Annotated in this window: 28 protein-coding genes; 1 reads left to right on the plus strand and 27 read right to left on the minus strand. The window is 62.2% G+C overall.

What is annotated here, in order from left to right:
* Positions 1-372: 372 nt before the first annotated feature.
* The 26 genes from LPA36_RS17630 to LPA36_RS17755 form a co-directional block, all read right to left on the minus strand.
* Positions 373-1,206 (minus strand): phage tail protein, encoded by an 834-nt coding sequence (locus LPA36_RS17630; RefSeq protein WP_228879266.1) that lies wholly within the window; start codon positions 1,204-1,206, stop codon positions 373-375.
* A 58-nt stretch (positions 1,207-1,264) separates the two neighbouring features.
* The gene (locus LPA36_RS17635) at positions 1,265-1,864 is read right to left on the minus strand and encodes a YmfQ family protein (protein WP_228879269.1); all 600 of its coding nucleotides are present in this window, start codon (positions 1,862-1,864) and stop codon (positions 1,265-1,267) included.
* A complete protein-coding gene (locus tag LPA36_RS17640) occupies positions 1,855-2,904 on the minus strand; it encodes a baseplate J/gp47 family protein (RefSeq protein ID WP_228879272.1) in 1,050 nt (349 codons plus the stop codon). Before LPA36_RS17640 ends, LPA36_RS17635 begins: the two co-directional genes overlap by 10 nt.
* Positions 2,894-3,298, minus strand: a complete 405-nt coding sequence (locus tag LPA36_RS17645) for a phage GP46 family protein (RefSeq protein WP_228879274.1) — start codon at positions 3,296-3,298, stop codon at positions 2,894-2,896. Before LPA36_RS17645 ends, LPA36_RS17640 begins: the two co-directional genes overlap by 11 nt.
* Positions 3,295-3,843 carry a phage baseplate assembly protein V gene (locus tag LPA36_RS17650; protein WP_228879277.1) on the minus strand — a complete coding sequence of 183 codons (549 nt, stop codon included), beginning with the start codon at positions 3,841-3,843 and terminating at the stop codon, positions 3,295-3,297. The genes LPA36_RS17645 and LPA36_RS17650 overlap by 4 nt, the downstream gene beginning before the upstream one ends.
* Entirely contained in the window at positions 3,840-4,955 is a 1,116-nt protein-coding gene (locus LPA36_RS17655) for a phage baseplate assembly protein (protein ID WP_228879279.1), read from the minus strand. Before LPA36_RS17655 ends, LPA36_RS17650 begins: the two co-directional genes overlap by 4 nt.
* 3 nt (positions 4,956-4,958) lie before the next feature.
* A complete protein-coding gene (locus LPA36_RS17660; RefSeq protein WP_228879282.1) occupies positions 4,959-6,251 on the minus strand; it encodes a DNA circularization protein in 1,293 nt (430 codons plus the stop codon).
* Positions 6,251-8,053, minus strand: a complete 1,803-nt coding sequence (locus LPA36_RS17665) for a phage tail tape measure protein (RefSeq protein WP_228879284.1) — start codon at positions 8,051-8,053, stop codon at positions 6,251-6,253. The genes LPA36_RS17660 and LPA36_RS17665 overlap by 1 nt, the downstream gene beginning before the upstream one ends.
* A gap of 123 nt (positions 8,054-8,176) precedes the next feature.
* Positions 8,177-8,476 carry a phage tail assembly protein gene (locus LPA36_RS17670; RefSeq protein ID WP_228879286.1) on the minus strand — a complete coding sequence of 100 codons (300 nt, stop codon included), beginning with the start codon at positions 8,474-8,476 and terminating at the stop codon, positions 8,177-8,179.
* Positions 8,473-8,820, minus strand: coding sequence for a phage tail tube protein (locus LPA36_RS17675; RefSeq protein ID WP_228879289.1), 348 nt, complete (start codon positions 8,818-8,820; stop codon positions 8,473-8,475). Before LPA36_RS17675 ends, LPA36_RS17670 begins: the two co-directional genes overlap by 4 nt.
* A gap of 66 nt (positions 8,821-8,886) precedes the next feature.
* Positions 8,887-10,398: a phage tail sheath subtilisin-like domain-containing protein gene (locus tag LPA36_RS17680; RefSeq protein WP_228879292.1), complete on the minus strand. Its 1,512-nt coding sequence runs from the start codon at positions 10,396-10,398 to the stop codon at positions 8,887-8,889.
* Complete coding sequence (locus LPA36_RS17685; RefSeq protein WP_228879294.1) at positions 10,398-10,643, minus strand: DUF2635 domain-containing protein; 246 nt, start codon at positions 10,641-10,643, stop codon at positions 10,398-10,400. Before LPA36_RS17685 ends, LPA36_RS17680 begins: the two co-directional genes overlap by 1 nt.
* Positions 10,636-11,220: a phage tail terminator protein gene (locus LPA36_RS17690; RefSeq protein ID WP_228879295.1), complete on the minus strand. Its 585-nt coding sequence runs from the start codon at positions 11,218-11,220 to the stop codon at positions 10,636-10,638. Before LPA36_RS17690 ends, LPA36_RS17685 begins: the two co-directional genes overlap by 8 nt.
* Positions 11,221-11,230: 10 nt before the next feature.
* Positions 11,231-11,668, minus strand: coding sequence for a hypothetical protein (locus tag LPA36_RS17695; RefSeq protein ID WP_228879297.1), 438 nt, complete (start codon positions 11,666-11,668; stop codon positions 11,231-11,233).
* On the minus strand, positions 11,658-11,987 hold the full coding sequence (locus LPA36_RS17700; protein ID WP_228879306.1) for a phage head completion protein: 330 nt from the start codon (positions 11,985-11,987) through the stop codon (positions 11,658-11,660). Before LPA36_RS17700 ends, LPA36_RS17695 begins: the two co-directional genes overlap by 11 nt.
* Positions 11,984-12,589, minus strand: coding sequence for a head-tail connector protein (locus LPA36_RS17705; RefSeq protein ID WP_228879309.1), 606 nt, complete (start codon positions 12,587-12,589; stop codon positions 11,984-11,986). Before LPA36_RS17705 ends, LPA36_RS17700 begins: the two co-directional genes overlap by 4 nt.
* 75 nt (positions 12,590-12,664) lie before the next feature.
* The gene (locus LPA36_RS17710; protein WP_228879312.1) at positions 12,665-13,915 is read right to left on the minus strand and encodes a phage major capsid protein; all 1,251 of its coding nucleotides are present in this window, start codon (positions 13,913-13,915) and stop codon (positions 12,665-12,667) included.
* Positions 13,916-13,983: 68 nt separating this feature from the next.
* A complete protein-coding gene (locus LPA36_RS17715) occupies positions 13,984-14,766 on the minus strand; it encodes a head maturation protease, ClpP-related (protein ID WP_228879318.1) in 783 nt (260 codons plus the stop codon).
* Positions 14,732-16,018: a phage portal protein gene (locus tag LPA36_RS17720; protein ID WP_228879319.1), complete on the minus strand. Its 1,287-nt coding sequence runs from the start codon at positions 16,016-16,018 to the stop codon at positions 14,732-14,734. Before LPA36_RS17720 ends, LPA36_RS17715 begins: the two co-directional genes overlap by 35 nt.
* Complete coding sequence (locus LPA36_RS17725; protein WP_228879323.1) at positions 16,015-17,634, minus strand: terminase large subunit; 1,620 nt, start codon at positions 17,632-17,634, stop codon at positions 16,015-16,017. Before LPA36_RS17725 ends, LPA36_RS17720 begins: the two co-directional genes overlap by 4 nt.
* A gap of 62 nt (positions 17,635-17,696) precedes the next feature.
* Positions 17,697-18,200, minus strand: coding sequence for a P27 family phage terminase small subunit (locus LPA36_RS17730; protein WP_228879326.1), 504 nt, complete (start codon positions 18,198-18,200; stop codon positions 17,697-17,699).
* A 218-nt stretch (positions 18,201-18,418) separates the two neighbouring features.
* Positions 18,419-18,790: an HNH endonuclease gene (locus LPA36_RS17735; protein ID WP_228879329.1), complete on the minus strand. Its 372-nt coding sequence runs from the start codon at positions 18,788-18,790 to the stop codon at positions 18,419-18,421.
* Positions 18,791-19,039: 249 nt separating this feature from the next.
* Positions 19,040-19,810: a hypothetical protein gene (locus LPA36_RS17740; RefSeq protein ID WP_228879332.1), complete on the minus strand. Its 771-nt coding sequence runs from the start codon at positions 19,808-19,810 to the stop codon at positions 19,040-19,042.
* 267 nt (positions 19,811-20,077) lie between these two features.
* A complete protein-coding gene (locus tag LPA36_RS17745) occupies positions 20,078-22,822 on the minus strand; it encodes a VapE domain-containing protein (RefSeq protein WP_228879335.1) in 2,745 nt (914 codons plus the stop codon).
* Between the two features lie 161 nt (positions 22,823-22,983).
* Positions 22,984-23,346, minus strand: coding sequence for a hypothetical protein (locus LPA36_RS17750; protein WP_228879338.1), 363 nt, complete (start codon positions 23,344-23,346; stop codon positions 22,984-22,986).
* Between the two features lie 20 nt (positions 23,347-23,366).
* Complete coding sequence (locus LPA36_RS17755; protein ID WP_228879341.1) at positions 23,367-23,876, minus strand: phage regulatory CII family protein; 510 nt, start codon at positions 23,874-23,876, stop codon at positions 23,367-23,369.
* 180 nt (positions 23,877-24,056) lie between these two features.
* Between LPA36_RS17755 and LPA36_RS17760 the strand changes: the two genes are divergently transcribed.
* On the plus strand, positions 24,057-24,299 hold the full coding sequence (locus LPA36_RS17760) for a hypothetical protein (RefSeq protein WP_228879344.1): 243 nt from the start codon (positions 24,057-24,059) through the stop codon (positions 24,297-24,299).
* A gap of 215 nt (positions 24,300-24,514) precedes the next feature.
* Here LPA36_RS17760 and LPA36_RS17765 read toward each other — a convergent pair whose 3' ends face one another.
* Complete coding sequence (locus LPA36_RS17765) at positions 24,515-24,730, minus strand: helix-turn-helix domain-containing protein (protein ID WP_228879346.1); 216 nt, start codon at positions 24,728-24,730, stop codon at positions 24,515-24,517.
* Positions 24,731-24,757 lie beyond the last annotated feature (27 nt).

A 24,757-nucleotide genomic window follows, 5' to 3' on the forward strand; every position in this document is an offset into this window, starting at 1 on the left:
GCGGCTATATCGGCGCGCCATACAACGGAAATTCCGCGTCCGAAACGCGACCGAAAAACACGGCCTTTTTGCCACGAATTCATGTCTGAGTCGCCCTCACTGCAAATGCAAGAGCACTCGGTTCTTGGCAGCGTGGCTCACTGTCTGGGTACGACACCGGACCATCCGATGCGGCCACGATGGGTGTCCTTGGCTGCACAAACCCAAATACACCTCAAGGTATTGGACTCGACATCGCGACCATATCCGCATACCCCAACTCAAGAAACACATTCATTTCGTCGGGCGGGGCAAACGGTGTGGTTGTCAGCGGCGGCGCTGGCGTCACGCGCCCGATCAACGTCGCATACGCGCCACGAATTCATGTCTGATTTAGATATGAATTCTGGGTCGGAAAGCCGTGTTCAATGGCCGCGTCTCATTGCCAGTGCGTGGCATGCCGTGCGTGTCTGCGACGAGTTGGGCGTAGACGCCCGCGAGTGCATTGGTGAGATTACTCCCTCCCTGATTGGAGACAGTGGTGGTGATCAGGTTCGTGGGTGCCGAACCGCCAGATGCGGTTTGAACGTTACCGACCCGGTGCCCCTGGAAGGTGTCCGTCTGCGCCGAACCCATGTTTCTTGCATTTGCAGTGTCAGCGTCAGTACCCGTGTAGCGCCTGAACATGTTGCGCAGATCGGGCCCGCGAAACGTGTTGTCGCCGTTGTCTACAAAGTTGTGCGTGCCCGCCACCCAGTTCGCCGACGTGACGACAAGGCTATTCTCGTTAGCGTACCCCCACAGGGCGGCGTAGGCCGTCTTGCTCAGGTTGCCGCCCACCGCGTCGACCTCGCTTGCCAACGGCGTGACAGTATGACCATCGAGCGGCCGGCCGCAGAGCGGCGAGCGGTATCCAGTGAAAAACGCGCTTGCGCTCCACAACCACACTTCCCCTGCCTCGATCACCGTGACAGGGCCGATATTCTCGGTGGGCAGCGCACTGATCGAATAGACCGCCGGGAACAGCTTCCGAAGTGCCTTCAGCAACTGATCGTGCGCCGCTTCGTCGGCCTCGATGCCCGCCGCGTTCTGCACATTGATAATCTCGTCGGTGACCGAGTTGCCCCAGCTCGAAGGAATAAGCGACCCGACTTGTGCCGTTGCCTCGTTTTCATCGACGAACTTGCCGTCGACGAGTCCTACGCTGGGATCCTGTGGATAATCCATAACTCTCCTGGCAATAAAAAAGCGGCCCGCAGGCCGCCTGTCTGATCAAATGCGACGGTCAGGTCGCATACACAAAATCCACCACCGTGTGCGCCGGCATCCAGCGCTGCACAAGACACTCGATACCGTTGTTCGGGTTGTGCCCGAAGCGCTCGCCAAACAGCGTCACCCCAAAGCGCGCACCGCCCGTCAGACGAGCCCCGAGCCGCAGTTCCCAAAAGAACTGCGCGGCCCACGTGCCGAAATGCGCATGGCCGAAGCGTGCGCGCCCAAACCGGGGCGCGCGATACTCAACCACCGAGGCGGCCGGATAGCCCTGCTCGACCGCCACGCCGATAAAAAACGCGGCGTTCTGCCCACCCATGCCAATCAGCCTCCGGATGACGGCCGTTTTCCGCTCGTCGAATGTCTGGTTGTCACCCAGACACGGATCCGGCAGCTGCATGAGACGCTCGTAGTCGGGCACCAGCTCGCGCATCGTGGCCGGATCGATTTCATCGAGCATGTCATTCGCTCGCGCGTCGAGCCGGGCGAACTCCGGCGCGAGGCCCTGAAGCACGGCATCGATATCCGGCACCAGATCGGCATCCCATGCCGGGCCACGAGGGAGCAACTGCCGCAACTCGCTCAGGTAGTCGTCCGCCGTTCTCACTCCCATGTAATGCCCCCGAACGTCGGCAATTCGTTGACCGCCAGCGTCACATTGCCGGGCGGCGCCGTGAGCTCGTGATCGTTCTCACCGGTTGCCTGGCTGATCGCATCGTCGATATGCGTATGCAGCAGCGTGACGCCCAGATCTCCCTCGCTATTGATGAGATCCTGCAGCGACGCGCTAACGGCCGCGCGCACCGCGCCCGTATCCGGCGAAATGTGCAGCACGAACGGCACGGGCTTGTTCACGGGAGACAACACATACAGCTCGGCGCCGAGCGGGCGCTTGCCCTCGACGTAGGTCTTCACGGCCGCAATCTCAGCTTCACCGGGGAACGGATCCTCATCGTCGTCGCGCACGAAGAACAGCCCGACGGTACCCGGCCCCATGTAGCGGCGCCGCACCCATGCGCGCGTGACGCCTGGCACCTCCAGTGCCCACGTCTCGTAGTCGTCGACGTTGCCACCCATGGGTTGCTTGCGATACGACGCGTTGACACGCTGGCGCAGCTCTTCGATTGACTCCTGATCGCTGCCGCCCGTGATGCCGTCGACCGTGACGGTCGCCGTATCGGACACGGCATCAACCGGCGAAACGAAGGTCAGCACGGTGCCGGCGTCGAGGTCCCCCAATTTGCCAGGCACCAGCGCCTTGACTCCGATTGTCCCGGCGCCGGTCGCATCCAGTGTCGCGGACTCGGTCGTGACGTAGACGATCAGGTCTTCGGTCTGCATCTGCACGTCGGCGTCGACCACCGCCGTGGCACGCCCCGACAAAGTGACTTTGCCCGTCGACGACTGCGCAGCCTTGCGGCCGCCATCGAGCCGCAGGTTCGCCTGCCGGATCAGCATGTCTTCGTCGCAGGTATCGGAGAACAGCTGCTTCGAGATCCACTTCAGATAGCCGTATCCCAGGTGCGCAGCGCCGGAATGCGTGCGCGCGAGCGCCTGTGCATCGGAGCGCCGCAACGCGTCGGATGCGCTACCGGCCAGATCGGATACCGCACGCTGGATCAGCGTCGGCAGGGTTGGAACGTCAAACGGCATGGATCACCTTCCAAACGTTGTCAAAAGCAAATCGCAGCGGCGATGCCGTGGCCTCATCGAGCGTGACCACAAGTCGCATTGATTGTGTGTCGGTTCGCGTCGCAACGGCCGCCGCGTCGCTCACCCACCCGTCGTCGATCATCCACTGCAGCGCTTCGTTCGCGTACTGAACCGCATCGAGCAACGCTTGCGCATCCAGAGAACGACGGCGCAGCAACCACAGACGCGAGCCGATGCGATCGTTATCGACCGCCGGAAAGGTGTCACCCCACCAGCCCTCGCGGTTGTCGTCGTCGAGCTTGTCGGCCGGCTCCGCCCGGCGCCACGTGAAGAGGCTGATATTGACCGCCCGTTCGATCAGCGCGGTGCGATCGGCGTCAGACAGCAGCGTCATAGCGGTCCCCCGGTATTCGGGCCATCGTGTTCCTGATGGTGGTGAGCGGCGTGACTTACACCGTTAATAACCATGTCGGGCGCGTCGATCGCGCACGTCGACCGTGCCGTATCAGCGTCGATCGCTACCGCCTGTGCCGTCACGCCGTATGCGTCCGCGGTCACACTGTAATTCTTCGTGACGACGCGATATTCGTCGCATTCGACCTCGATGATCCGGCCGTTCTTCATCACGATTTTCGAGCCTTCATGGGTGTAAATCGCGACCTCCCCTTCATCCAGTCCCGGCAACCGGTATCGACGATCGGCCACCACCAGCACCACGCCGTGCGAGCGATCGCCAGCGAGGAACCCGCCAATGCCTTCTGATCCCTCCTTCGGATTCGACGTAAAGCCGTACGGCTCGAAGTGCTCCATGCCGTCTTTCAGTTCATCGGCGAGCAGCCCGAGCTGCAGCGTCTGCATCTTCGTGGCGGAGTTGACACGCGACACCGTGCCCCGTACGAGCATGCCCATAATGCGTTGCGCCATCTCGCGTGGATTCATCCGTTCGACTCCCAGTCTGCGGGCAACAGATATTCAAAGTTGTCGCCCTTTTTACCTTTCTTCAACTTGCGCCGCTTGTGCGGGTCATCCGGCTCCGGCATGTATCCGTCCGGCGGCGCCACCTTGAGCGTCGTGGTCGTGCCCTGATCGCCCTCGACGTACGTCGTCTCGACGATCAGCATGTCGCGGTCAAAGCCGATAATCGGATCGACGATATGCACGATCTGGTTCGGGATCCACAGCCGGCCCGACGACTGCCGCCACCCCTGCACGTTGTACGTCGTCGCCAGCGCCTTGCTGATGCGGTTGTCGCGCTCCCACTTCACCCGTCCATTCGCCATCGCCGTCGTGATGTTCCCCGACTCCTGGATCACCTTGACGCGCTTGCGCTTGATGCGCGAGTCCGACACGCTCGCCGAGATCTCGCTCGTCGCCGCGCCATACATGTCGTCACTGCCGGCGTGCTGGCCCTTGCACACGTATTCGGAGAACACGCCCGAAAAGTCGAGCGCCGCGTCACCGCCCAGAATGTTTTCACCGACCACCAGCTGGTCGACGGCACGCCCGGCACTTCCCGGGTTCGCGATCACGAGACGCCCACGACCGTCGTCCGTCGCGAACAGGTGCGACAGCGTCAGCAGCCGGTCGATCGATTCGAAAATCGTCTCGCCGGGCTGGATCGTATGGTCGGCAAGCGTGACACTGTCGCCGGTCTGGTCGATGACCTTGATGCCGTACGGCGCGACCAGCGCCGTGACAATGCGCGCGACGGTCTGGTTGCGCCACTGGCTCGGTTTGTTGTTCGCGCCACAGTCGACGAGATCGGACGTGAGCGAGCGGCCCGAGACGGACAGATCGATCGACGCGCGGTCGTGCCGGATCGGCGACGCATATACCCAGCCGGTCAGAACCAGATCGTTGCCAATGCGCACTTCGGCCCGGTCGCCCTGCCGGATGCCGATGGCGGTCGACTGACCCGGCCATTTCCACGTGACCGACAGATTGAAGTCACGCGAGCAGCGCTCGATGCCGGCGCCGATCGACACCGATTTCCACCCGCCATAGTTCCTGCCGTTCACGCTCAGCGTGACGGCATTGTTTGCGTCGTCCATGCATTACCTTTGCGCTACCTGCAGTTCGACGGGCGGCACGAAGCCGGGATTCGACACGCGGTTGCGCGTCACGATCTCATCGGCGCGCGTCGCGTCGCCGTATCGCTGATACGCGAGAACCAGCGACGGAGTCGCCTCGATCGGCTGGATCGTCACAATGCGCACGCCGTTTTTGGCGACTTCGTTCAGGTGCCGCGTGATTGCCTGCCGCGCGGCGGTGAGCGCCTGAAATCGATCATAGGAAGCGGTTTGCGCCATATCCCAGATCGTCGACGCCAACCCGTCACGCAGCGCGATCACGTCGTCGATCACCGGCACATCAACCGGGTAGATGACGTCACCCGCCTCGTCGTACTCGACGGGCACGGTACCGGTCTGTGAATCGACGGACGACACCGATGCCGGATCCTGCGGTCCGGCGCTCGATGCCGCCGCGTCGGACACCGGCACCGTGATCGTCGCCAGATCACGCATCGCCATGACCAGCATTGCATCCTGCGAAACCTGCACGAGCGCGGACTGAAACCCCGCCGCATCCGTGCCGGTTGGCGCCGACCCGGATCCAACATCGCCGATCGAGCCGAATATGCCCGTGACCGACGTCAGCATGTTCGCCGTGCCCGTGAACGAGCTCGTGATTCCGTCGACGGCGCTAAACAGTTCCTCCGAAATCAGCGAGGGCGCGTTCAACACCCACTGCGCGAACTGCGCGGCGTCCGTAAAAGCACTCACGAACGGCGACAGATTGTTGCTAAACGCGGTGTACATTTTCGTGGCCGACGACATGTACGATGCGACGCTCACACGCGCCGTGTTGACGTCATCGAGCAGCGTTGCAAAGTTACTTTTCGACGTGGTCTCCAGTGCGTCCGATGCGCTCGCCAGCTGCTGCGACGTGTTGAGCGTGGTCGCCGGAAACGACAGGTCGCCCGACTCGACGAACGACACGTCGAAGCGAACCATACCGCCCTCTCGCCGGTCACGCTTGAACACGGGCTTTCCGACCGCGCTCACCTTCATGCGCCCGAGCCACGGATGCACCAGCTCGCCCGGCCCGGCGGTTTCGAACGCTTCGAGCAGACGATCAGCCTGCTCGAAGCAATCGTCGCCGATCAGAAAACCCGTCACGTCGACGTCGCGCGTGGCCCGTCCCAGATCCTCGACGTACGGCTTGTCACGCTTTACGTATTCGTGCGTCTGCGTGCGACGCCCCGCACCGATCGAATCGCCGTCCACGTCGAACGGCACACCCCGGAACGACGCCGGCTGCAGCCGGTCTCGCCATGTGCCCATCATTACCCTCCGGCCAGTGACCGATAACCCACCTTCGGCGTGATCGTCAGCCCCGACGACGCGGCCGGCTTGGCGACGCTCATGCCCGGCGGCGCATTCTCGAAGCGCACCACCATGTCGCCCTGCACCCGCTGCTGCGCACCGGCACGCTGCGGCACCGAAGCGCCCCAGTTACCCAGACCCGTGCCGTCGAAGCCACCGGCCGCCGCAGCAGTCTCGATTGACATGCCCGCCCCGCCACCGCCCAGACCAAGCTTGTCGGCCACCCAGCCGGCGCCGTCGATCAACGGCTGCACGTACGGCTTGATGCGATCCCACATCCCCTTGAACCACGCGACAATCGGCTCCCAATTCTTGATCACAAGACCGAGCGGCGAGAAGTTGAGAAACACATCCGTGAGCCAGCCGAACACCGTTTTCGACACAGACAGGATGCCGTCCCACAGCTTCGAAAAGAACGGCCCGACCTTGTCCCAGTTCGCGATCATGAAGCCGGCCGCGAGCGCGATCAGGCGCACCGCGATTCCCAGCGGCGTGAGATTCGACACCGCAATCATCGCCTTCATGCCACTGGTGGTCGCCCACACGGCGAGCCGCAGAACAGCGAACGCCGCAGCGGCACCGAGCACACCCTTGATGACGCCCGGGTGTGCCTGCGCGAGTTGCTGCAGGCCCTCCGTGAGCGGCGCGATAACGCCGAGGAACTGATTCAGCGGCGGAAGGAGAACGGACCCCACACTGATGGCGACCGCGTTCATACGGTTTTGCATCAGCTGCAGGTTATTGGCCGTCGTCGCCGCGCGCGACGCATACTCCTGATTCATCGAGCCGGCGTACTGGGTCGCGTCCGACACCTTGCCGAAGTTCTTCTTCAGCAGATCCAGATTCAGGAGCAGTGGCGCGATCGCCTCGATCGACTCGCGGCCAAACAGGGTTTGCAGCACCGCCGCCTGCTTCTCGGGCTTGACCTTACTGATCGCGGTCAGCACCTTGAGCATCGTGCCCTGCGCATCCTTTTGCAGTCCCGCCGCAACCGACTTCGAATTCAGCCGCAGCGCCTTGAACATCTGTTGCTGCTGCTTCGTCGCAGCGGCACCCGACGCGAGCGTCAACATGAAAGTCTTGATGCCCGTCGACGCAATGTCCTGCTGCACACCGACGCCGATCAACGTCGCGCCGAGCGCGGCAATCTGGCCGGAAGCGAGGCCCGCCACCTTGCCGAGCGGCCCGACGCGCGTCACCACGTCCGAGATCTTCGCAGCCGTCGCCGGCCCCGTGTTGCCGAGGTAGTTGATCTTGTCGGCCAGCGTGACAACCTCGTCCTGCCCCAACTTGAACGCGGTACGCCACGTCGCCATCATCTGGCCGGCTTCGTCGGCGGTCTGATCGAACGCGACACCCATCTTGACCGCGTCTTCCGCAAACCGTGGCAGCTCGCTCTTGTCGATCCCGGCCTGCCCGCCGGCCGCGACGATCTTCGCGATATCCGCCGCCGCCATCGGCAGGTTCTTCGAGAGATTGACGATGTCCGTCGACATCTGCGCAAACTGCTTCGGCGTATCGAAATTCACCACCTTGCGCACGTCGGCCATCGACGACTCGAAATCGATCGCCGCCTTCGTCGCCAGGACGAACGGTGCGGCGATCGCACCGCCCTTGATCAGATCCTTGAAGCCGAGATCGCCCAGCCCGTCATCCTTCAGCCCCTTGCGAAACTTCGCGATATTCTTGCGAATCCCGGTGAGGGCAGGCGACAGTTTGTCGACGCCGGTGATCAGCGCCTTGAGTTGAAATTTATCCGCCATCGCCCGCCTCTTCGATGATCCGCCCCACCTGACCCATCACTTCCGCGAGGCGGACGATGGATCGTTCCATGACGACTTCCGGGTCCAGACGCCAGAACCACGCGGCGTCATAGGCACGCTCGATCAGCTCGTCGACGCCCCGGATTCCGAGCTCATAAAAAAACCCGCGACCTCCCAGCACAGCGCGTTGAGGTCGGTCATCGCGAGCTGCTCGATCGATGACGGCGGAATCTGCGCGAGCAGCTCAACATATTTCGCGCACACGTCGACGTTCAGATTCACCGACTCGTCGGCGTTCATGACGTACGGAAGCGACTTGATCTTGCGCGCGTCGGCCGGCGTCGGAACACGCAACGAAAGCTCACTGAGCGTCTCGCCGTGTGCCGTAATCGGCGAGGACAGCTTGATTACCTTTTCACTCATTGCCAGCTCCCCTTGCGTCCTTCGAAGTTGAGCGACGCCTTGCCGTCGTCGCCCGTCGTCGCAGCATCGCCGGCGATGTACGCGCCACTGAGCACGTACGTCCGTCCGTTGTTCAGTTCTGCCGTGACGGTCATGTTCGTGCCGCTCATGATCGTGTCGATCGGAAAATCGTCCGTGAAAAGCGCGTCGACCTTCACGTAGGGCGTCTTGTCCTTTTCGGAATAGAAGCCCGGCTTGATCGTCTCGCGTTCCTTGTCGGTCAGCGGACATTCAACGCCGCCCGTAATCTCCAGCTGCACACCCGCCACCTTGACGTAGCACGTGCCGGCTACTTTCTTACCCATGAGGGCCTCCAGAATGAGAACGGCCCGCACTCAGGCGGGCCGTACAGTTGTCGCTCAATGCAGCAATCAGGCCGCTGCCGGTGCTTCAGCCGCGTACTGCAGGCGGAACTGGTTGAGCATCGCGAACACGCGTAACTGGTTCACGTAGTCCGGCGGGAACAGCGAATTGAACCGGTTCGGATCATTCGCATCCCGCTCGACGATCAGATATTTCGCGAACATGTCTGCGTTCTCGACGATGCCGGCTTCCTCCAGCTCGTAGTAGGCCGACACCATTTCCGCGCGCGCCATGCTCGGCGTCACGATCGCCACGCCCGGACCGAACGCCGTGCCGTCGTCGGCGACGCTGTGACGCGGATACTGGCTCGTCACCCGCGTGCGCAGATACCGGATGATGTACGCGGACTGGTGCATCGTCTCGCTGTCCAGATACGAGTTGTCCGGCTGGCCAAACGCGTTCTCCTGGTACGTCGTCACCGCACGCTCGATGCGGTAATAGCCGCCCCCGTAGTACGCGGTCGCCGTGCCGTATGACAGCAAGGAGTTACGCTCGGTGAACAGAAAGCGTTGACCGGACGGCGCCGGATCGATACCGATCAGCGCGCCGGTCTGGGTCGGTCGCGCGGGGCCGGCAGAAATAAATACGGCCGTCATGCCCACCCATGCCGCCGCGACCTCGTACGCCGGATTACCGACACCCGTTTCGAAGCCGTGTACGGTCACGTGCTGATCGTTGCGCGCCTTGCCCTCCGAGACGAGCGTGCCCAGCTCGCCTCGACGCGCGGTGTACACATGCCCGTACAGCATCGACGACCACGCCCAGCGTCCCGACACATCGTTCATCCACTCGCGGAAATCGTCGAGCGAGCTTTCGTCGCTCCACGGAGAACAGATGAATTCGAACGGCTCATCGCCCACGGCGGCCAGAATGTCGGCCACGTCCGGTTGCCCGGCGCCATCCGCCATCGCCGTGATCGTGACCGCAATGCCCGCCGGCGTACGTTCGCCGCCCGCCGTGCCCTTGCGGTTGATCTCGATGCGAATGTCGTTCCCGGTTTCGCCCTTCCAGCGCGTCGTGAGCGCCACGCTCTTCTCGGTCGCCTCAGCGGTGACCGGAATGTCGATGGCGCCAGCAATCGCCGTCTCGACCGCGCTTGCGAGATCTGCCGCCAGCATGCCTTTGGGCACCGTCACCTGCAGGCGCTTGCCGCCGATATACAGGTTGAGCACGCCGGCTGCCGTTGCGGTCCCGTCAAACGCGACCGCGCCCGCAGCTGCGCTGCCCGTTGCGAGCTTCACCGGCACGATCCAGATCTCGCCGGCCGGGTCCGTCTTGCGCATCGCCTGATACATCGTGCCCAGCATCGAGCCGGTACCGCCGATCGACTTGGCTTCGGTCACGCTGCCGCAGATCTGCAGCTTGCCGACTTCGCTCGTCGAGTCGTCGTTCACCTGCCCGATCAAGAGCCGCCGGTTATCCGAACCCGTCGACGTGTTCGCCTGTGAGTTGTCCATCTCCGCGAAGAAAAGCGGCGTATACAACCCGGAGGCCGGAATGTTGTTAAAGCTCACTGGCATTATTGAGCCCCCTTGTTGTCGGTATCACCGGTCACCGGCGTAACAGTCTTCGCCGGAGTAACCACGCTTGCGGCCGCCGGCACAACCGCGGGCGGATCGCACTCGATCACGTCGAGTGCCGCGACACGACGCCGCCAGTAGACATTTCGCGGCACCGTGCGCCCGTTGGCGGGCAGTTCGTCGCCGCGCTCGGGATCGGGCACGACCCGACCTTCGCCCGGCTTGACATACATCGTCTTAGCCATCGTTGAAATCCTCTCTAAAGGTGAACTCGATGCGCCCATCCGGGCCGGGTTTATGAAGGTTCGCGTCGGCCGGATCGATGCAGTCGACGTTCACCGTGAAGCCTTCGAAAGCCGGAAGACCGGCGAGGAACTGCTCGTGCCACGTTTCCGGTTCATTGCCGCCGCCGAGCGTGTACACGGTCGAGAAGCCGAAGCGATACAGGATTCGCTCGCGGTTCATCATCAGCAGACTGCCGCCCTCGTACTGGATCCGATTCCAGTCCGGCAACGGCTCGAAGCCAACCAGCGCTTTCCACAACATCGCGCGCACGTCGTGCAGCAGATCGATGCGCGACTGCCCGCGCGCGTCCTGCGTGGCGATCACGACCACCACATCGAACGCGTCGGTGATGTCCTGCCGCGTGGTGTTCTGCGTCTGGTTTTCGCCGGCATCGTCGTGCGTCGGCACCACGAACGCCGCCGGCGCAGGTAGCAGCGCCTCATCGCGAGCGGCTTCAAATTCGATTGCCGCCGCGACACGGTTCTCAAAGAACGGGCAATACGTGCGCAGCTGCAGCACGATAGGCGTCACTTTCATCGCGCGTCCCTCACTTGATGTCGATTGCCGCAGCGAACGCCGATCGCAACACCGATTCGATCTCGGTCTCGGACTGCTGCAACGCATCGACCATGTAGTTTTCATGCGGCTCGATACGCCACCCGCCCGACTTCGCGCGGACCCCGTAATGCAGATACGCGGGGTAGAAGCTCTTGCCCATACCCGGCGTCTTTTCCGGCCGCACACGAACGAGGAAGCCCGAACGGCTGATCTTGATTCCGATGCTGTTGCGCAAAGTGCCTTTGCGAACGGCCGGATAACCCGCGCCATTCGACGTGCCTTTCAACAGGTCATCACGCGCGCGGTTACGGACGATTTTGCCGGCCTTGCGCATTGCGCCGCGGATCTTCGCCTTGTTGAAGTCGATCTTTTTGTCGAACCCCTCGAATCCCTCGAGGTGGTAATAGATGCCCGCGTTATTCGTCACGGCGTTGCTCCTCGACTTCGAGTGTGGTGATCCGTTTGAAGTGCTCGTGTTTCGCTCGACGCACGCGATACACCCAGCCGTTCCACACGATCTCGTATTGCGTCGTGACAGCATCGAAGAGCCGCATGCGCATGCGATGCGTCACGCGCTCATCGGATTGCACGGATGCGGCGTAGGCAATCGCACCGACGGGTTTCACGTCGGCCCACCGCTTGATCTGCGCTGAATAGCTCGCGCTGACACCCATGTCGACGGCCGGCACGTCGGTGCGAATACGCAGCACGATGCGCGAACGCATTTTTCCGGGAGCGGCGCTCATAGGGTCAACATCCGGTATCGGTCGATCAAACCGTCGACATAGCGCGATGGAATCGACCAGACCTGATCGTTCGTCTCCGACTCGCGCTGCTCATACATCGTGCCGATCTGCAGCTTCATCCACTGGCAAAGTGACTTTGGAACCGCTTCCGGATCCGCGAACGCGCCACACTTAAACGTCACGCTGATGTCTTCACCGGCTGGCCACGTCGCGCGGGCAACCAGGTACGCACGATCGACGAGCCGGAAAGCGGTTGCGGGTAGCACCTGAGCGGCGCCGTCGGCATCCGTGTAGTCGACGCTCACCACTTCCGTGACGTCGTTCCACAGCAGGATGCGATCAGACGGAAATCCGTCGGCACGCACCGTGCATGTCTGCGGCAAGAGCGGGCGATTCAGCTGGTGTTCCAGCCGCTCCCGCGCCGACACGATCATCTGGCCGATCTCGTCATCCTCATCGCCAGCACTGTCGTCGCCTTCGTCACTCTCGACGCGCAGGTGCAGCTTCGCTTCCGGAACTTCGAACGGCTCGTTCTCCGGCGGCGTCGTGACCGTGACATCCCCGCCTACTACCCGCGCGCGCTGAAAATTGAATGGATGCATTGCTACCTCACTAACAAAGAAGGGCACCCTCGCGAGTGCCCTTCTTGCCCTGCTACGCACCGACCTGCAGCGCCGTTACGCCGCCGGGCCCATCTTCATCGTCTTGACCGCACCACCGACATCAATCAGGTTGCCGCCCTGACGATTGAAGGCGACGAAACCGACCTGACCCTTCAGCGTGTACGCCGAGTCGATCATGCGGAACACCGTCAGATCCATGACGTTGCGGATGAAGTACTTCGACACGTCGCCGAACGCGACCGGCAGTGCATCCGCCGCGACGGTCGGCATTTCCTGCACGATGCTGATCGGACGATTGAGCAGCCGGTCCGGTGCGCCGCCCGGATTGCCCTGCTCGTAACCCGGCACGAAGATCGGACGCTTTTGGTCGTCCTTCACCTTGCGCAAGAGGCGCAGCGTGTCGTCGTGGACAACCCAGCCGACCTTCGGGCCACTGCGGTACGCCGGGTCGACGCTGTGCTCCAGATCGACCAGGTCGTCATAGCCAATGTCCGTAGGCGACGCGAGCGTCACGCCGACCGCTGCCGCCGTCATCAGGCCGCGCGGCTGGTTGACGCCGGTGCCTACCATGAAGTGGCGGCTGGTGATGCGGCCGATACGCATCGCGAGCAGCGCCTGAATGTACGCCTCGATGTCGAACATGCTGTCCTGAATCAGCTCGAACGGGATCGCGATCGACTTCGACGAATATTTGTAGACGTCGAGCGACGCGTTACCGAAGGTCGTATCGGCGGCGTCGGCGGCCGTGTTCTGACCGACGATCTCGCCCTCCTCCGCCGTGGCGTCGGCAGTCGGGAACTGCATCTGCGCGCCCGTGCCGGTGGTAAGCGCCGTCGCCAGCTCGCGGATGCCGCCGTACTGTTTCATCGCCTCGGTCAGCTGGCGATAGTATTCGGTCGCCACCGTATAGCCGCCCTCGCCGGGCGTCGTCGTCGACATGGCGTTGCGAATATCCGGCGTCTGACGCGCACGCAGGTTGGTAACATCTTCGGGCGCCATCGCAGCGATACCACCGGTCAGGTATGCGCGCAACGCAGCCGATTCGACGCCTTGCGCACCCGACACCTTGGTCGTCGCATTGACGAGACCATCGGTCTTGCCGTTGAGCGCATCGGCAGCAAGGCGGGCCATCAGTCCTTCGTGACGCTTGATCTCGGCGCTGATCGTGTCGATCTCCGCCATGCCTTCGTCATAGGCCTTTTGTTGCTCGGCGGCCCACTTGTCGCCGGTGTGGTTTTCGAGCAGGTTGTTCAGATTCTTGGCGAGTGCGTCGCGACGCTCCCGCAATGCTTGGATGCTTGCCATAAAGACTCCAGAGAGAAATAAAAAAAGCCGCCCAGGGGAGCGGCTTCAAACGACGACGCGGGAGAGCGTCAGAGACGTTGCTGCAGATCGAGCCGCCGCTTCATCGCGGCGAAATCGGGCTCCGGTTTTGCGTTAGCAACCGGCGTCGCCGCCGGCGCCGGCTCCGAAGCCGGGTCATTCGCTTCCTGCGAGCCAGGCTGCGCTTTCGGCTTCGGCGCGTTGCTGAATGCCGACAGGTTCCACGCAGACGCCTGAGCAGCGTCGTCGCCGTTCGCCAGCCGGTCCGCAAATCCATTTGTGACGGCCTCATCGGACGTGAACCATGTCTCGGCAGCCATCCATGCAGCAATGTCGGCTTCATCCTGTCCGGTCTCTTTTGCATAGGTCCGCACCAGCGATGCGTCCACTGCATCGAGGAGCTTCGCGGTTTCCTTCAGATCGTCCGCATTGCCCATCGCGAACGACCACGCCTTGTGAATCATCACGAACGCGCCGTCGCTGATCTCGACCTCGTCGGCCGCGAGCATCACGAAGCTGGCCGCGCTCGCCGCGACGCCGTCGACGTGCGCGACGACCTTTGCCGAATGACCGCGAATCGCGGTCTCCATCGCTCGCGCCGCGAACACATCGCCGCCCGGCGAGTTAATGCGCAGATGGATCGTGTCGGCGGTAATGGAAGCCAGCGCCTGAACAAACGCCGTCGCAGACACACCTCCGTACCAGTCTTCGGTCACGATCACGTCATACAGATAGACCGTGACCTCCGACGCATCGTCGGACGCCTGCACACGAAACGCACGCGGTGCGGACCGGTTGTCATTCAGCAGCTGGAGGATTCGGTTTTGCCGCATCGTTGGTTCCCTTGAAAAGTTGATCGCCGTCCGGCACCGGCGGCAGGTTCTCTTTGCGGCGGATTTCATTGACGGTCATGAAGCCCGGCTCCCCGGCCCGACCCGCCGCCGTGCGGTATGCGGTGAAGCGCGCCGACGTGTCGCCCCGCTCCAGCGAGCTCACGTCATACCTCACGAACTTCGTCGGCGAGCGGATCACCTTGCGGTTTGCTTCCTGCTCGATCTTCACGATGTGCCGCTGCAGCGTGTACTTCACAAAGCTGATGCCGAACTGCTCGACGCTGCTGCCAAGCGTCGTGGTTTTCTCGGGCCGCCCGATCATGTAGGGCATCACGCCGAAGATCCCGCAGATGTCGTCGGCGGTCAGCTTCCTGTTTTCCAGCAGCTGCGCGTCGCTGGCCGACATGCTGATCTGCTTGATGTCCATGTCGCCATCGAGCACGACCGGCGCCGCGCTGTTCCTCAGGCCGCTGTACTTTTCCAGCCACTGGTTACGCAGCTTGTTGATCTTCGCTTCGTCCAGCTTGGTGCTGGTTTTCAGCACCAAGTCAGGCCGCAACCCGTCGTTCAGAATGCCCTCCGATAGCTCGCCCGCCGCGATCGACGCACTGACCGGCAGGCGCAGCACGTGCCGAATTTGCGACAGCCCGCGATAGCCATCGAAGCCGGGACCAGGCACATGAATGATGTCATCCTGATCGATATATTCGACCTGCCCGGTCACTGGGTCCCACACCGAATACACCATGCGCTCGCCGTACCGCATCGGATTCACGCACAGCGGGTGCAGCGGCTCGAACGACTCGATTGCCGACGAGTACCGCGTGACGCGATGGATCCGCTGGAAGAGATCGCCGTGCAGCAGCAGCGACTGCACGCCGTATTCCCAGCCCACGGCCGCCGACCAGCGCGGATGCATCTCCTCATTGAACAGGTACCAGAGGTCCGACTGGACCGGCATGTTGTCGGCGCCATTGCGCTCGTATTCGCCCATCACGAGCGACGCGATCGCACCGCCAATGAGCGACACGCAGGCGTACACCGCCGCGACGCTCATGGCGCTGCGCTCGGTGACCGCCCGGCCGGGGCCGGCCATGCCGGTGATCCATCCGAATGCTTCCGTGCCGCGCGTGATCTCGCTGACGGGCACGGCGCCGGTCTGCGCTTTCATGGCCTGCCGGGTGGCGTTCCATTCGCGCAGGATGACGGAGCCGGACTGATTGGGCCGGCCCTCGCTTGTGGGGTGAGTCATAGGCTGTAGATTTCCGGTTCAACTTCAGGCCGATAGACCAGCGCGCGCGTGGCCGCCATACAGGTCGCCACAATCGGATCGATGCGACCGGTCGACGTCTTCTTGTTCGGCCTGATGTTTTCGTTCGTGTCGAGCAGCAACGTGACGTTCCCCGCACACCAGCGAAGTACGCGGTTGCCGCCGTGGCGCAGACGTTTGCCGTAGGTGATGCGCTCAAGTAACTTTGCGCCCGGCGACAGGCCGCCCATGTTCTGCTGCAGCTGCATCATCGGTACATCGAGGTCGAGCAGTTCATTGGCCAGGTGCGTCGCGTTCCACGTATCGAATGCGATGTCCTGCACGTCATACACGGCGCACGCATCGACGATTGCCCGACGAACCACGGCGTAATCGGTCACCGCCCCATCGGTCACAGTGAGCCATCCTTGCTTCTCCCATTCGGCGTACGGCGCCGCGTCGCTCTCCGACTGCAACTCGACCTTGCTGCGCGGCACGAAGATCCACGCCAGCAAATACCATTCGCCGTCTTCGTCATCGGGCGGAAAGAGCAGCACAAACGCGGTCAGATCCTGCGTGCTCGACAGATCGAGCCCGCCGAAGCAGCGCCGGCCGCGCAGGTCGTTCCGCTCAAATGGCTTGCCGCACTTGTCCCACACGGCGAGGTCGAACCACGACAGCGCCGAATTGACCCAGACATTCAGATCCTTGGTCAGGAAGTTGGCCTTCGCGCTGGGCAACTCTGCCGCTTTCGTCGCGACCGCACGCATGTACGCGATGGTCTTCGCGCTACCCAGGCCGGGGTTCGCCTTCTGCCACACCCGTTCGTCGAACGGATCGTCGCCTTCGTCGAGCGTGTACACGTACCCGAAGAAGGCGTCGTCGACCTTCTTGCCGCGCAGGATCATCACGAGGTAACCACGGATCTCCGTGCAGATCCCGTCGAGGATGTAGCCAGCCGTCGTGATTGCATCAATCAGCGGTTGCGAGCGTGCGCCCAGCGCCGACTCCATCACGTCCCACACCTTGCGGCTGGGGTGCGCGTGCAGCTCGTCGACAATGACCGCCGAGGGATTCAGGCCGTCGAGGTAATCGGCGTTCGCCGGCAGCGGCCGGAACGTGCCGCCACCGAACACAATGCGCTCCTGATTCGTGCCGTCATGCACCTTGACGGCACGCTTGAACTTCGACGAACGCCGCACACGATGCTTGTAATTCTCCAGCGCCGGCTTGAACACGCTCATCGCCTGCTCACGTGTCGTCGCCATCGTGTAGACCTCCGGCCCACCCTCACCGTCCATCAGGAACAGGTAGTCGGCCAGCGCCGCTTTCCATGTCGACTTGCCATTCTTGCGAGCGACCTCCTCGTAGCCCGTACGAAAGCGCCGCAAACCAGTGTCGACCCGGCGCCAGCCGATCAGCACCGCCGTCCAGAAGAGTTGCCACGGATCCAGCACGAGCGGCTTGCCCGCCAGCGTTCCCTTGATATGGTGGAACTGACTCTGGATGTAATCGATGCAATGCGACGCGTGAGCCGGGCTGAACACGATGCCGCGCTTCGCGCCGTGCCGCAGATCCTCGTAGTGCCGCACGACCGCGAGAAACGTCAGCTCACCCACGACCTCCTGACCCGCCATCACGCGCAAGCCGTAGTCGTCCCACGGATGTCGCGCGACCGGCGTTAGCTGTTTAAGCCGCTGGGGTGAGACCTTGCGTGGCCGGCGAGCGCGTTGAACAGGTCGTCCTGCTGCCCCTGCTCGCCCAGCTTCGAGCGCACCGACGCGATCGACGGGAGTGTCAGGCAGCATTCAGGTAACCACTTTAGAAGTTCAGCACGAAGATTCCGGCTCACGTAGAACGCCTGATGCGGCTGCTCGTGTCCGTTCGGAGTTTTGATGTAGTGGCTACCGTCGTTTGCTGCCTCGACTTCCCGGAGTTTCTCCTCCGCTTCGAGCCATCCGACATACGTTCGCACTACCATCGAGATTGCAATGCCCGCCGTCTGGTGCTCCAGCTGGGCGTCGCGCAAGCGCGCGCAGATGTATTCCCAGACCTTGCGCTCGCGCGGCGTGAATTTCACACCAGGCGGAGCCGGGATCTGGCCGGAAACATCATCAACGGCGTCCGACCCGACACTGCCTGCCGCGCCGGGAATCACCGTCATGGGCGGGTCATTCGAGGCCATAGGGGCGCTCCCTGTTCATCCATGTCAAAAAAGAGAGCCGGGACTTCGCAAAAGGCACTGTGAGCCGGCCTTTTTACCCCCCCCTCCTTCAAAAAGTGCAAATCAAAAAATAAAGCTGGGCGTACGGTCCGGAAGCCTTTCGGCCCGAAAAAAACGGCCCCCCCTGCCTAAAAATTGGGCAGAAACGCCGGAACACCGGAAAACCGTGGAACCTCGGGTCAGGTCGCGATCGATCGCGCTCGCGCGCTCTCTTCGGCCGTCTTCGCCTTGTGGCACCGCACGCAGATCGACTGGAGGTTCACGTCGACGTCGGTGCCGCCTTCCGCCTTCGCGATCACGTGGTCGACGTGACGCGCAGCGGTGATGCGACCATCACGCAGGCAGGGCTGACACAGCCCGTTGTCTCGCGCGAGGATGCGTGCGCGCTGCTTTTCCCATCTCGATCCGTAGCCACGCTGATGACGCGAACCACGAACGCGATCGCTCTGCCAGCCGATCGCGTCGGCCGCATGCTCCTCGCAATAACCAGGTGTCTGCACGAGACGGCCGCATCCGTAGTGACGGCATTGCGTCGGCGCTTTCTTCGGCACGGGAACTCCAATGCAAAAAGCCCCGAGGCTTTCGCACTCAGGGCTTCGATGTTTTACGTTTCGTGAAGGCGCACGCCCGCCAACACATCCCAGCAGCCGGTTTATCTTATCGGGTCCGCAGCTCGCGGAGCTCATTGTATGGCTGAAGGGGAAAGCTTTGCACGACTAACGCGCGGTGCCAGCGAATATCCAGTGACTCGGTAAAGGATGGCCGAAATATATTCCATCGATTCTTGGTTTGCAAGGATTTCATGGACGCAGTTTCCGGCGCATGGTGTCGACGACGCGCCCGTCGACCTGATCGAGCACCGCGAGCATCGACTGAAAACTCTCAACCCAATGTTCCCGATACATGCGCAACGGCACACCGAGCGCCTGCGCACGCGCGGCCTCATCGATCGCGCGCCGACCATCACCACCACAGCTTCGGCAAATCTGTCGACCCTCGCTTTTCGGCGGTGTCACGAGCTGCGTTCCACGCCCGAGGCAGGCCTCACAGCGACTGAATTCCCGATACACACGAGGTCCGTTCCGACCAGCAGCGAACGGAATTCGCTCTTCCGAAACGCACACTCGACGCGTGCCGTTGCAACTAGAACAGACAACCGCAACCGGTTGCGGCGCTTGAGCGCGGCCGATCACACCGCGACCATCACATCGCGGACATTGATCATCGATCCACTCGACGATCAGGCGCAACGCGAACCGCTCGACGATATCGACGTTCGAACGCTCGACTTCGCGGCCCGCCCGCTGATCACGTTTCGTCGCCCTGTCCATCCCGGTAAATTTTCCGCGATTGAATTTCCCGGACCGTCGAATCATCTGGGCGAGTAGCAACGTCGCACGCCGCACGATCTCGGGACGCGTGTCCTGACCGGCTTTCATCCGGACTAACGCGCGCCCCAGATCGTTTGCGAACGCCAACGCACCCAAAGTCACTTTGGGATCGACGATCGGGTCGGAGAATTGACCACGAACATTCATCGCCACACCGGCTTGCTCTTTGAGGTCGATCATCGTTTCCCCTTCCTATGTCCTACTGTCCCAATGTCCCAAGAAAAAAAGGTCGTGCCGGTGCGCGGGCGCCCGCGACATGCGCACCCTCGCCTGCACGTCGCGCATGTCGCACGCATCACACGCACGTATGCGAGGCGATGCGCTTGGGACGTCGGGACACGGGACGGATAACGGCGCGCCGAAATGCAAGACGAGGCGCGCCGTAGTACGCTGTCGCGCGCGCCAAAGCCTGCGGCAAACAGCGAGCATAACGCGACGAATCGACGATCAAAGCGGCGCATCATCGTCATGCTCCGCTTGCGAAATCTTGACCGTCGACGTCGGTGCTGGCGCGTCGACAGGATCTGGCGGGGTGTAGTACCACTCGCGATTACCGGTCGATGCGCGCTTGCGCACCCAGCCGAGCGACTTCATTGCCTTACCGACCCGGCGCTGCTCCGCTGGCGTCCACTTCGAGATTTCCAGCTTCAGGCAGTCGCCGAGGATCTGTTCCATCGTCACCTTGCTGAGCATCTCGATGTGTCTGGCAATCATCGTTTCGTAAATATCGCCCTCATACCGCGCTTCCTGCTCGACGGAGAACAGTGGCTTTTCGTGCGACAACACCTGCCACGGAGCGGGCAGGATACCAGCCGCTTCCGCCTTCGCCGTTTCCCATTCGCGATACGCCTGATAGGCCTCTGCCCAGATCTGGTCGCGCTCACGAGCAAGCGCAGGAAGATCGAGCGGAGCGCCGGCCTTCACCGGCCAGTAACGACGGTTGCCCGATTCGTCCTTCAGGTATGTATCGAAGTTGACGGTGCCACCAAAGACGCTCTGACGCGGCACGTCGATAGCACGTCTCGCATAGGGCGGTCGATACGTGTCTACTGCCGTCGTAAAAAAGCGCTTTGCGTTCGACGAGTCGCTCTTGCTCAGTGCGTCGAGCTCCGCGAGCTCGATCAGCCACTTGCCGGCCATGACGGCAAACGTGTCTTTGTCGCCGATCACGATATTAGCGTCGGTGAACCACTGCTCGCCAAACAACGTGCGAAACAAACCAGACTTGCCAGCGTCCTGTATGCCTTCAAGAATCAGGACGTTATCCATCTTGCAGCCGGGCTTCATCACTCGCCCCACGGCGCCGAGAAGGAACTTGTACGCGACGAGGCGCACATACTCCGTGTCGGGAGCGAGCGCATGGCGAATGAGCCACGTGCGCAGCCGTTCCGTGCCATCCCACTGCAGACCATCGAGGTAATCCCGCACTTCGTGATAACGGTGTCGATCGGCGACGAGAAACACCGCATCGGCAACGACGTCGCTGCGCGGGCTGAACGAATACCGCTGACCCAGCCACAGCACGCAGCGTGCATCGTCGCGATCAGACCATTCACCCGCTTCGCCGCCTTCGAACGGCGGCGGTTTGAGTTTGACGATGCGAAGCGCGAACTGCTCAAAGCCAAACACGCCGCGCCACTGCTCGTCGTTCGAGAGGATAGCGAAGACGTTATCGAGGCTTGGCAGCAGTGCGCCCTTATCCGTGCGCCGCAGATCGCGACGCCAGGAGTGCGCGCCATTCTCGACGTCATCGGGCGCATCTGCTACATCCGCGACAGCCGAAGTCGCGGCGCCGGTGGAATGCTTCTGAATGACGGCACGAACATCGTTGACACCCGGAGCCGATACAACCCCCGCCTTCTCCATCTCCTCGAGGAGGCGCACGGCGCGGTTAAGGCCGATACGCAGGCCGCGTTGCACGCCTGACACCGTTGCACGCTTGCCCTGCCGCACGAGCGCCACAGCATCGCCATAGAGCGGATCCACGAGAGGTTCGACTGCGTGCAAATGCGGGAACGGCGGAATGTCTTCATTGGCCGGGGCGAGCGCCGCGAGCAGCGCCGCCTCGACCTGCGACTTGACGACGTGCAGTCCTTCCTCGCAATGCAGATCGTTGAAATCGGTGAGCTTCCGGTCTTCACGGTTTGCGAACCGCGGATACACGATGCTGGCGTTGCCCACCGCCGCAATCGCCTCTTCGGCCCGCTTGCGCCCGGTGTTCTCGAACCGACGCTTGCGCTCCGGCATGACATCGTTCCATACCGCGAGCTCGATGAAGCCGACGCCGCCGTTGATCTGCTTGTACTCCGCATGGATCATGTACGACGTTTTGTTCGCCTCGATCTCGATCGCATCGGCCCCGATGACAAACTCGCCCTGATAGCCGTATTCATCAGCGAGGAAGTCGCGCAAGCGTTGCTCGATCTTCCAGTCGTCGTCGGCGCAGATCAGCAAATGCAGATCCGGATACGTCGCTCGCAGATACATCACTGCGGCCATGATGCCGCCCGCATCGAAGCACACGAGCATCGGAATCCGCTCGTCTGTTGCCATGCGGATTGAGCGGCCGGTCGCGTAGCCCTCCGAGATCATCGCGACCTTGTCGCCGCTCTCGATCGTGCCGATCAGCAGGCTCGCGCCCTTCTTTTCCATGCCCTTGTTGAAGCGCTTTTGACCGTCGGGTGTGATCTTCTGCAGCCCGACCATGCGGGCTTCGTCGCCACCGTATTGATACATCGGCACGAATATGGTGCTGTCGACGTCAAAGCGCACGCCCTCCGGCGTGATCTGCTTACGGTCGAGATAAGCTGACGCACCATCGACTGCCGCGCCCTGCCACTGCGAGCGCGCGCGGTTAGCGGCCATCTGGGCAGCATGCTCGCGCTTACGTTCTTCCTCACGCTCTGCCTTCGCCTGCCGCTCACGCGTGGCCGCCATATCCTCGGGCGCCAAGGCTTCGCCTTCCCACGCAAAAGACTGCGCGCCATTGTCGTCGCCGACCCATCGGCCGAACGCGCCGATATAGCCGATGATCCGACCGTTGCGCTCGACCTTATGGATTGAGTACCAGAATTTCTTGCCGGGGCCGTAGCGATGCGGTTTGCCGGTTTCAGCCGGCCTGGGATGACCGTCGGGCAACTTGGGGTGCCCCGCAGCCGCGAGCTGCGCTGCAATCTGATCGAGTGATGCCATGCGTCAACCCGCGATCAGTGCGGACTCACGGGCAAACAGCCGGCGCCACCGAGCGCGGCCAGCAGCAAACCGACCCGCGCCGGCAACCAGCTTGCGCGCGATCGGATGCCGCGCTCGAAGTGCTGAAGCAGTATTGGACAAAGTCACTTTGAATCCCCGAATTATGTAGAACGAAGACGAGACCATTCCGCCGACATCAGCTGGTCGAACTGGTCGAGCTGGTCGGCACTCAGATACCCCGCGATGCGGATCCTGAATTCGTTACGGATGGTTTTGGTGGAAAGGGCCGCGCAATGAAGTGCGCTATCCCTGATGAAGACGTCGAGTGTGCCGGCATGCGCTGCGGCCATAACCACCCAGTCAGGATTGACCGGAAAGGTTTCGAGCAGCGCACGGTGAAACCGCGATACGCCTGCCGGCGCGTGCTCGGCGAGCCGGATCAACTCGTGCTGCGCGCAGGCCATCTGCTGACCCAGGCTGCAGGAGAGACCTGCTGCCTCCCGAAACCGGTTGCAGCAGAACATGCCTTCGTGGCACTGCATGGTTAGCGTCGGCTCTTGTTGCTGACGCGAACGACGGTGCGCATGAGCCGGTCGAGCATGCGTTGACTGCCACGTGCAGCCGCGACGATATCGTCAGCCTCCTGCGACGAGATCTGCCCGTCGTCGAGCGCCGAATGCACCTGCTCGGCAACGATGCCCGTGTGTCGAGCCAGATCGAGTGCATGGAGCGCAACCGCATTTACCGTGTCATCTTCGATGACCGCATCGATACGGGTTGCGCGCAAACCGAAACGCTCGTTCAGCGCATGGACAGCGTCGAGGTAGTGCGGTTCGCGCTTTTCTTCCATCCACTCGGTCAGCAGCTCGAACATCTCCATCGAGAGGCGGTTCTCACCTTCACCGCGAAGACGCAGGCGCAGTGATTCCGTGCCGATGTTCCTACCGCGCCGATTGGTCAGGAACGCAGCTGCGTCCGCAACGCCCCCGGTTGTATTACGGACCGACGTATAGAGAACGTCGAGCCAGTCAGTGCCGCTATATCTGCAGGTCATTCGCGCCCCAATTTATCTTTGTAGATACGGCTTTTCATTCTGTTTACCCGGCGCCGACGCCCCTACTATTCAGGCTCGCCAACGCCACTACTGCTACCGCCATGCTGCAAAAAGTGAGTGCCCACGGTCGTGAGAGAATCAGCAGCTTCCACACCCATCAACCACACGAAAGGGGCACCCATGGACAATCAAAAAGATCAAAAGCTGCAATTGGCGGAACTGGAGATCCTTGTCACCGCGTTGGTCCGTACATGCGTGAACACAGATCAACTCAAATCTGCCTTCAAGGGACATGTCGACAAGATGCTGGATTCGCTCGAAAGCAGCCCTCCCGGCAAACACTCGGAGTACAGCAACGAGGAGCGCCTAGAGATTTCCGCCAACACCAGCGAATTCATCCAGCTGCAGCTTCGTCCGCAGTAGCAGCCTCACGTGCTTCGCTCTCACGCCACATCGCAGCAGAGCGCTGTCTCCATTCGCGTCGGAATTGCCTGCTCAGCTGTGCGCGCTCTTCAGAGGCAATCCGGTCGGCCTGCGCTTTTACTTCGAGCGCAGGCGAAATCAGCCACAGCACCAATCGCCCATACAGTCGTTTCATCACCCCTCCTCCGGCGCAACGCGCCATGTTTAAGAAAACGTCAGTGCGCCACCTGCGGATGCTCGGGGTGGCTCTCGAAGTAATCGAACAGGGTTTGGACGGTGGATACGCGCGGGTCGGTTACCGCACCGCTCGAAATCTTGGCGAGCGTGGGATATGGCACGCCCGCCTCTCTGGCAACCGTGCGCAGGTTGCCTCTTTCGTGTGCTAGACGGCGACGCACTACCACCATCCATTCTTCGCGTTGCTCAGGCATCGCCGTCTCCAAGGAGGAAATGAGCCC

The organism is Paraburkholderia saeva, assembly GCF_907164555.1.
GTDB lineage: Bacteria > Pseudomonadota > Gammaproteobacteria > Burkholderiales > Burkholderiaceae > Paraburkholderia > Paraburkholderia saeva.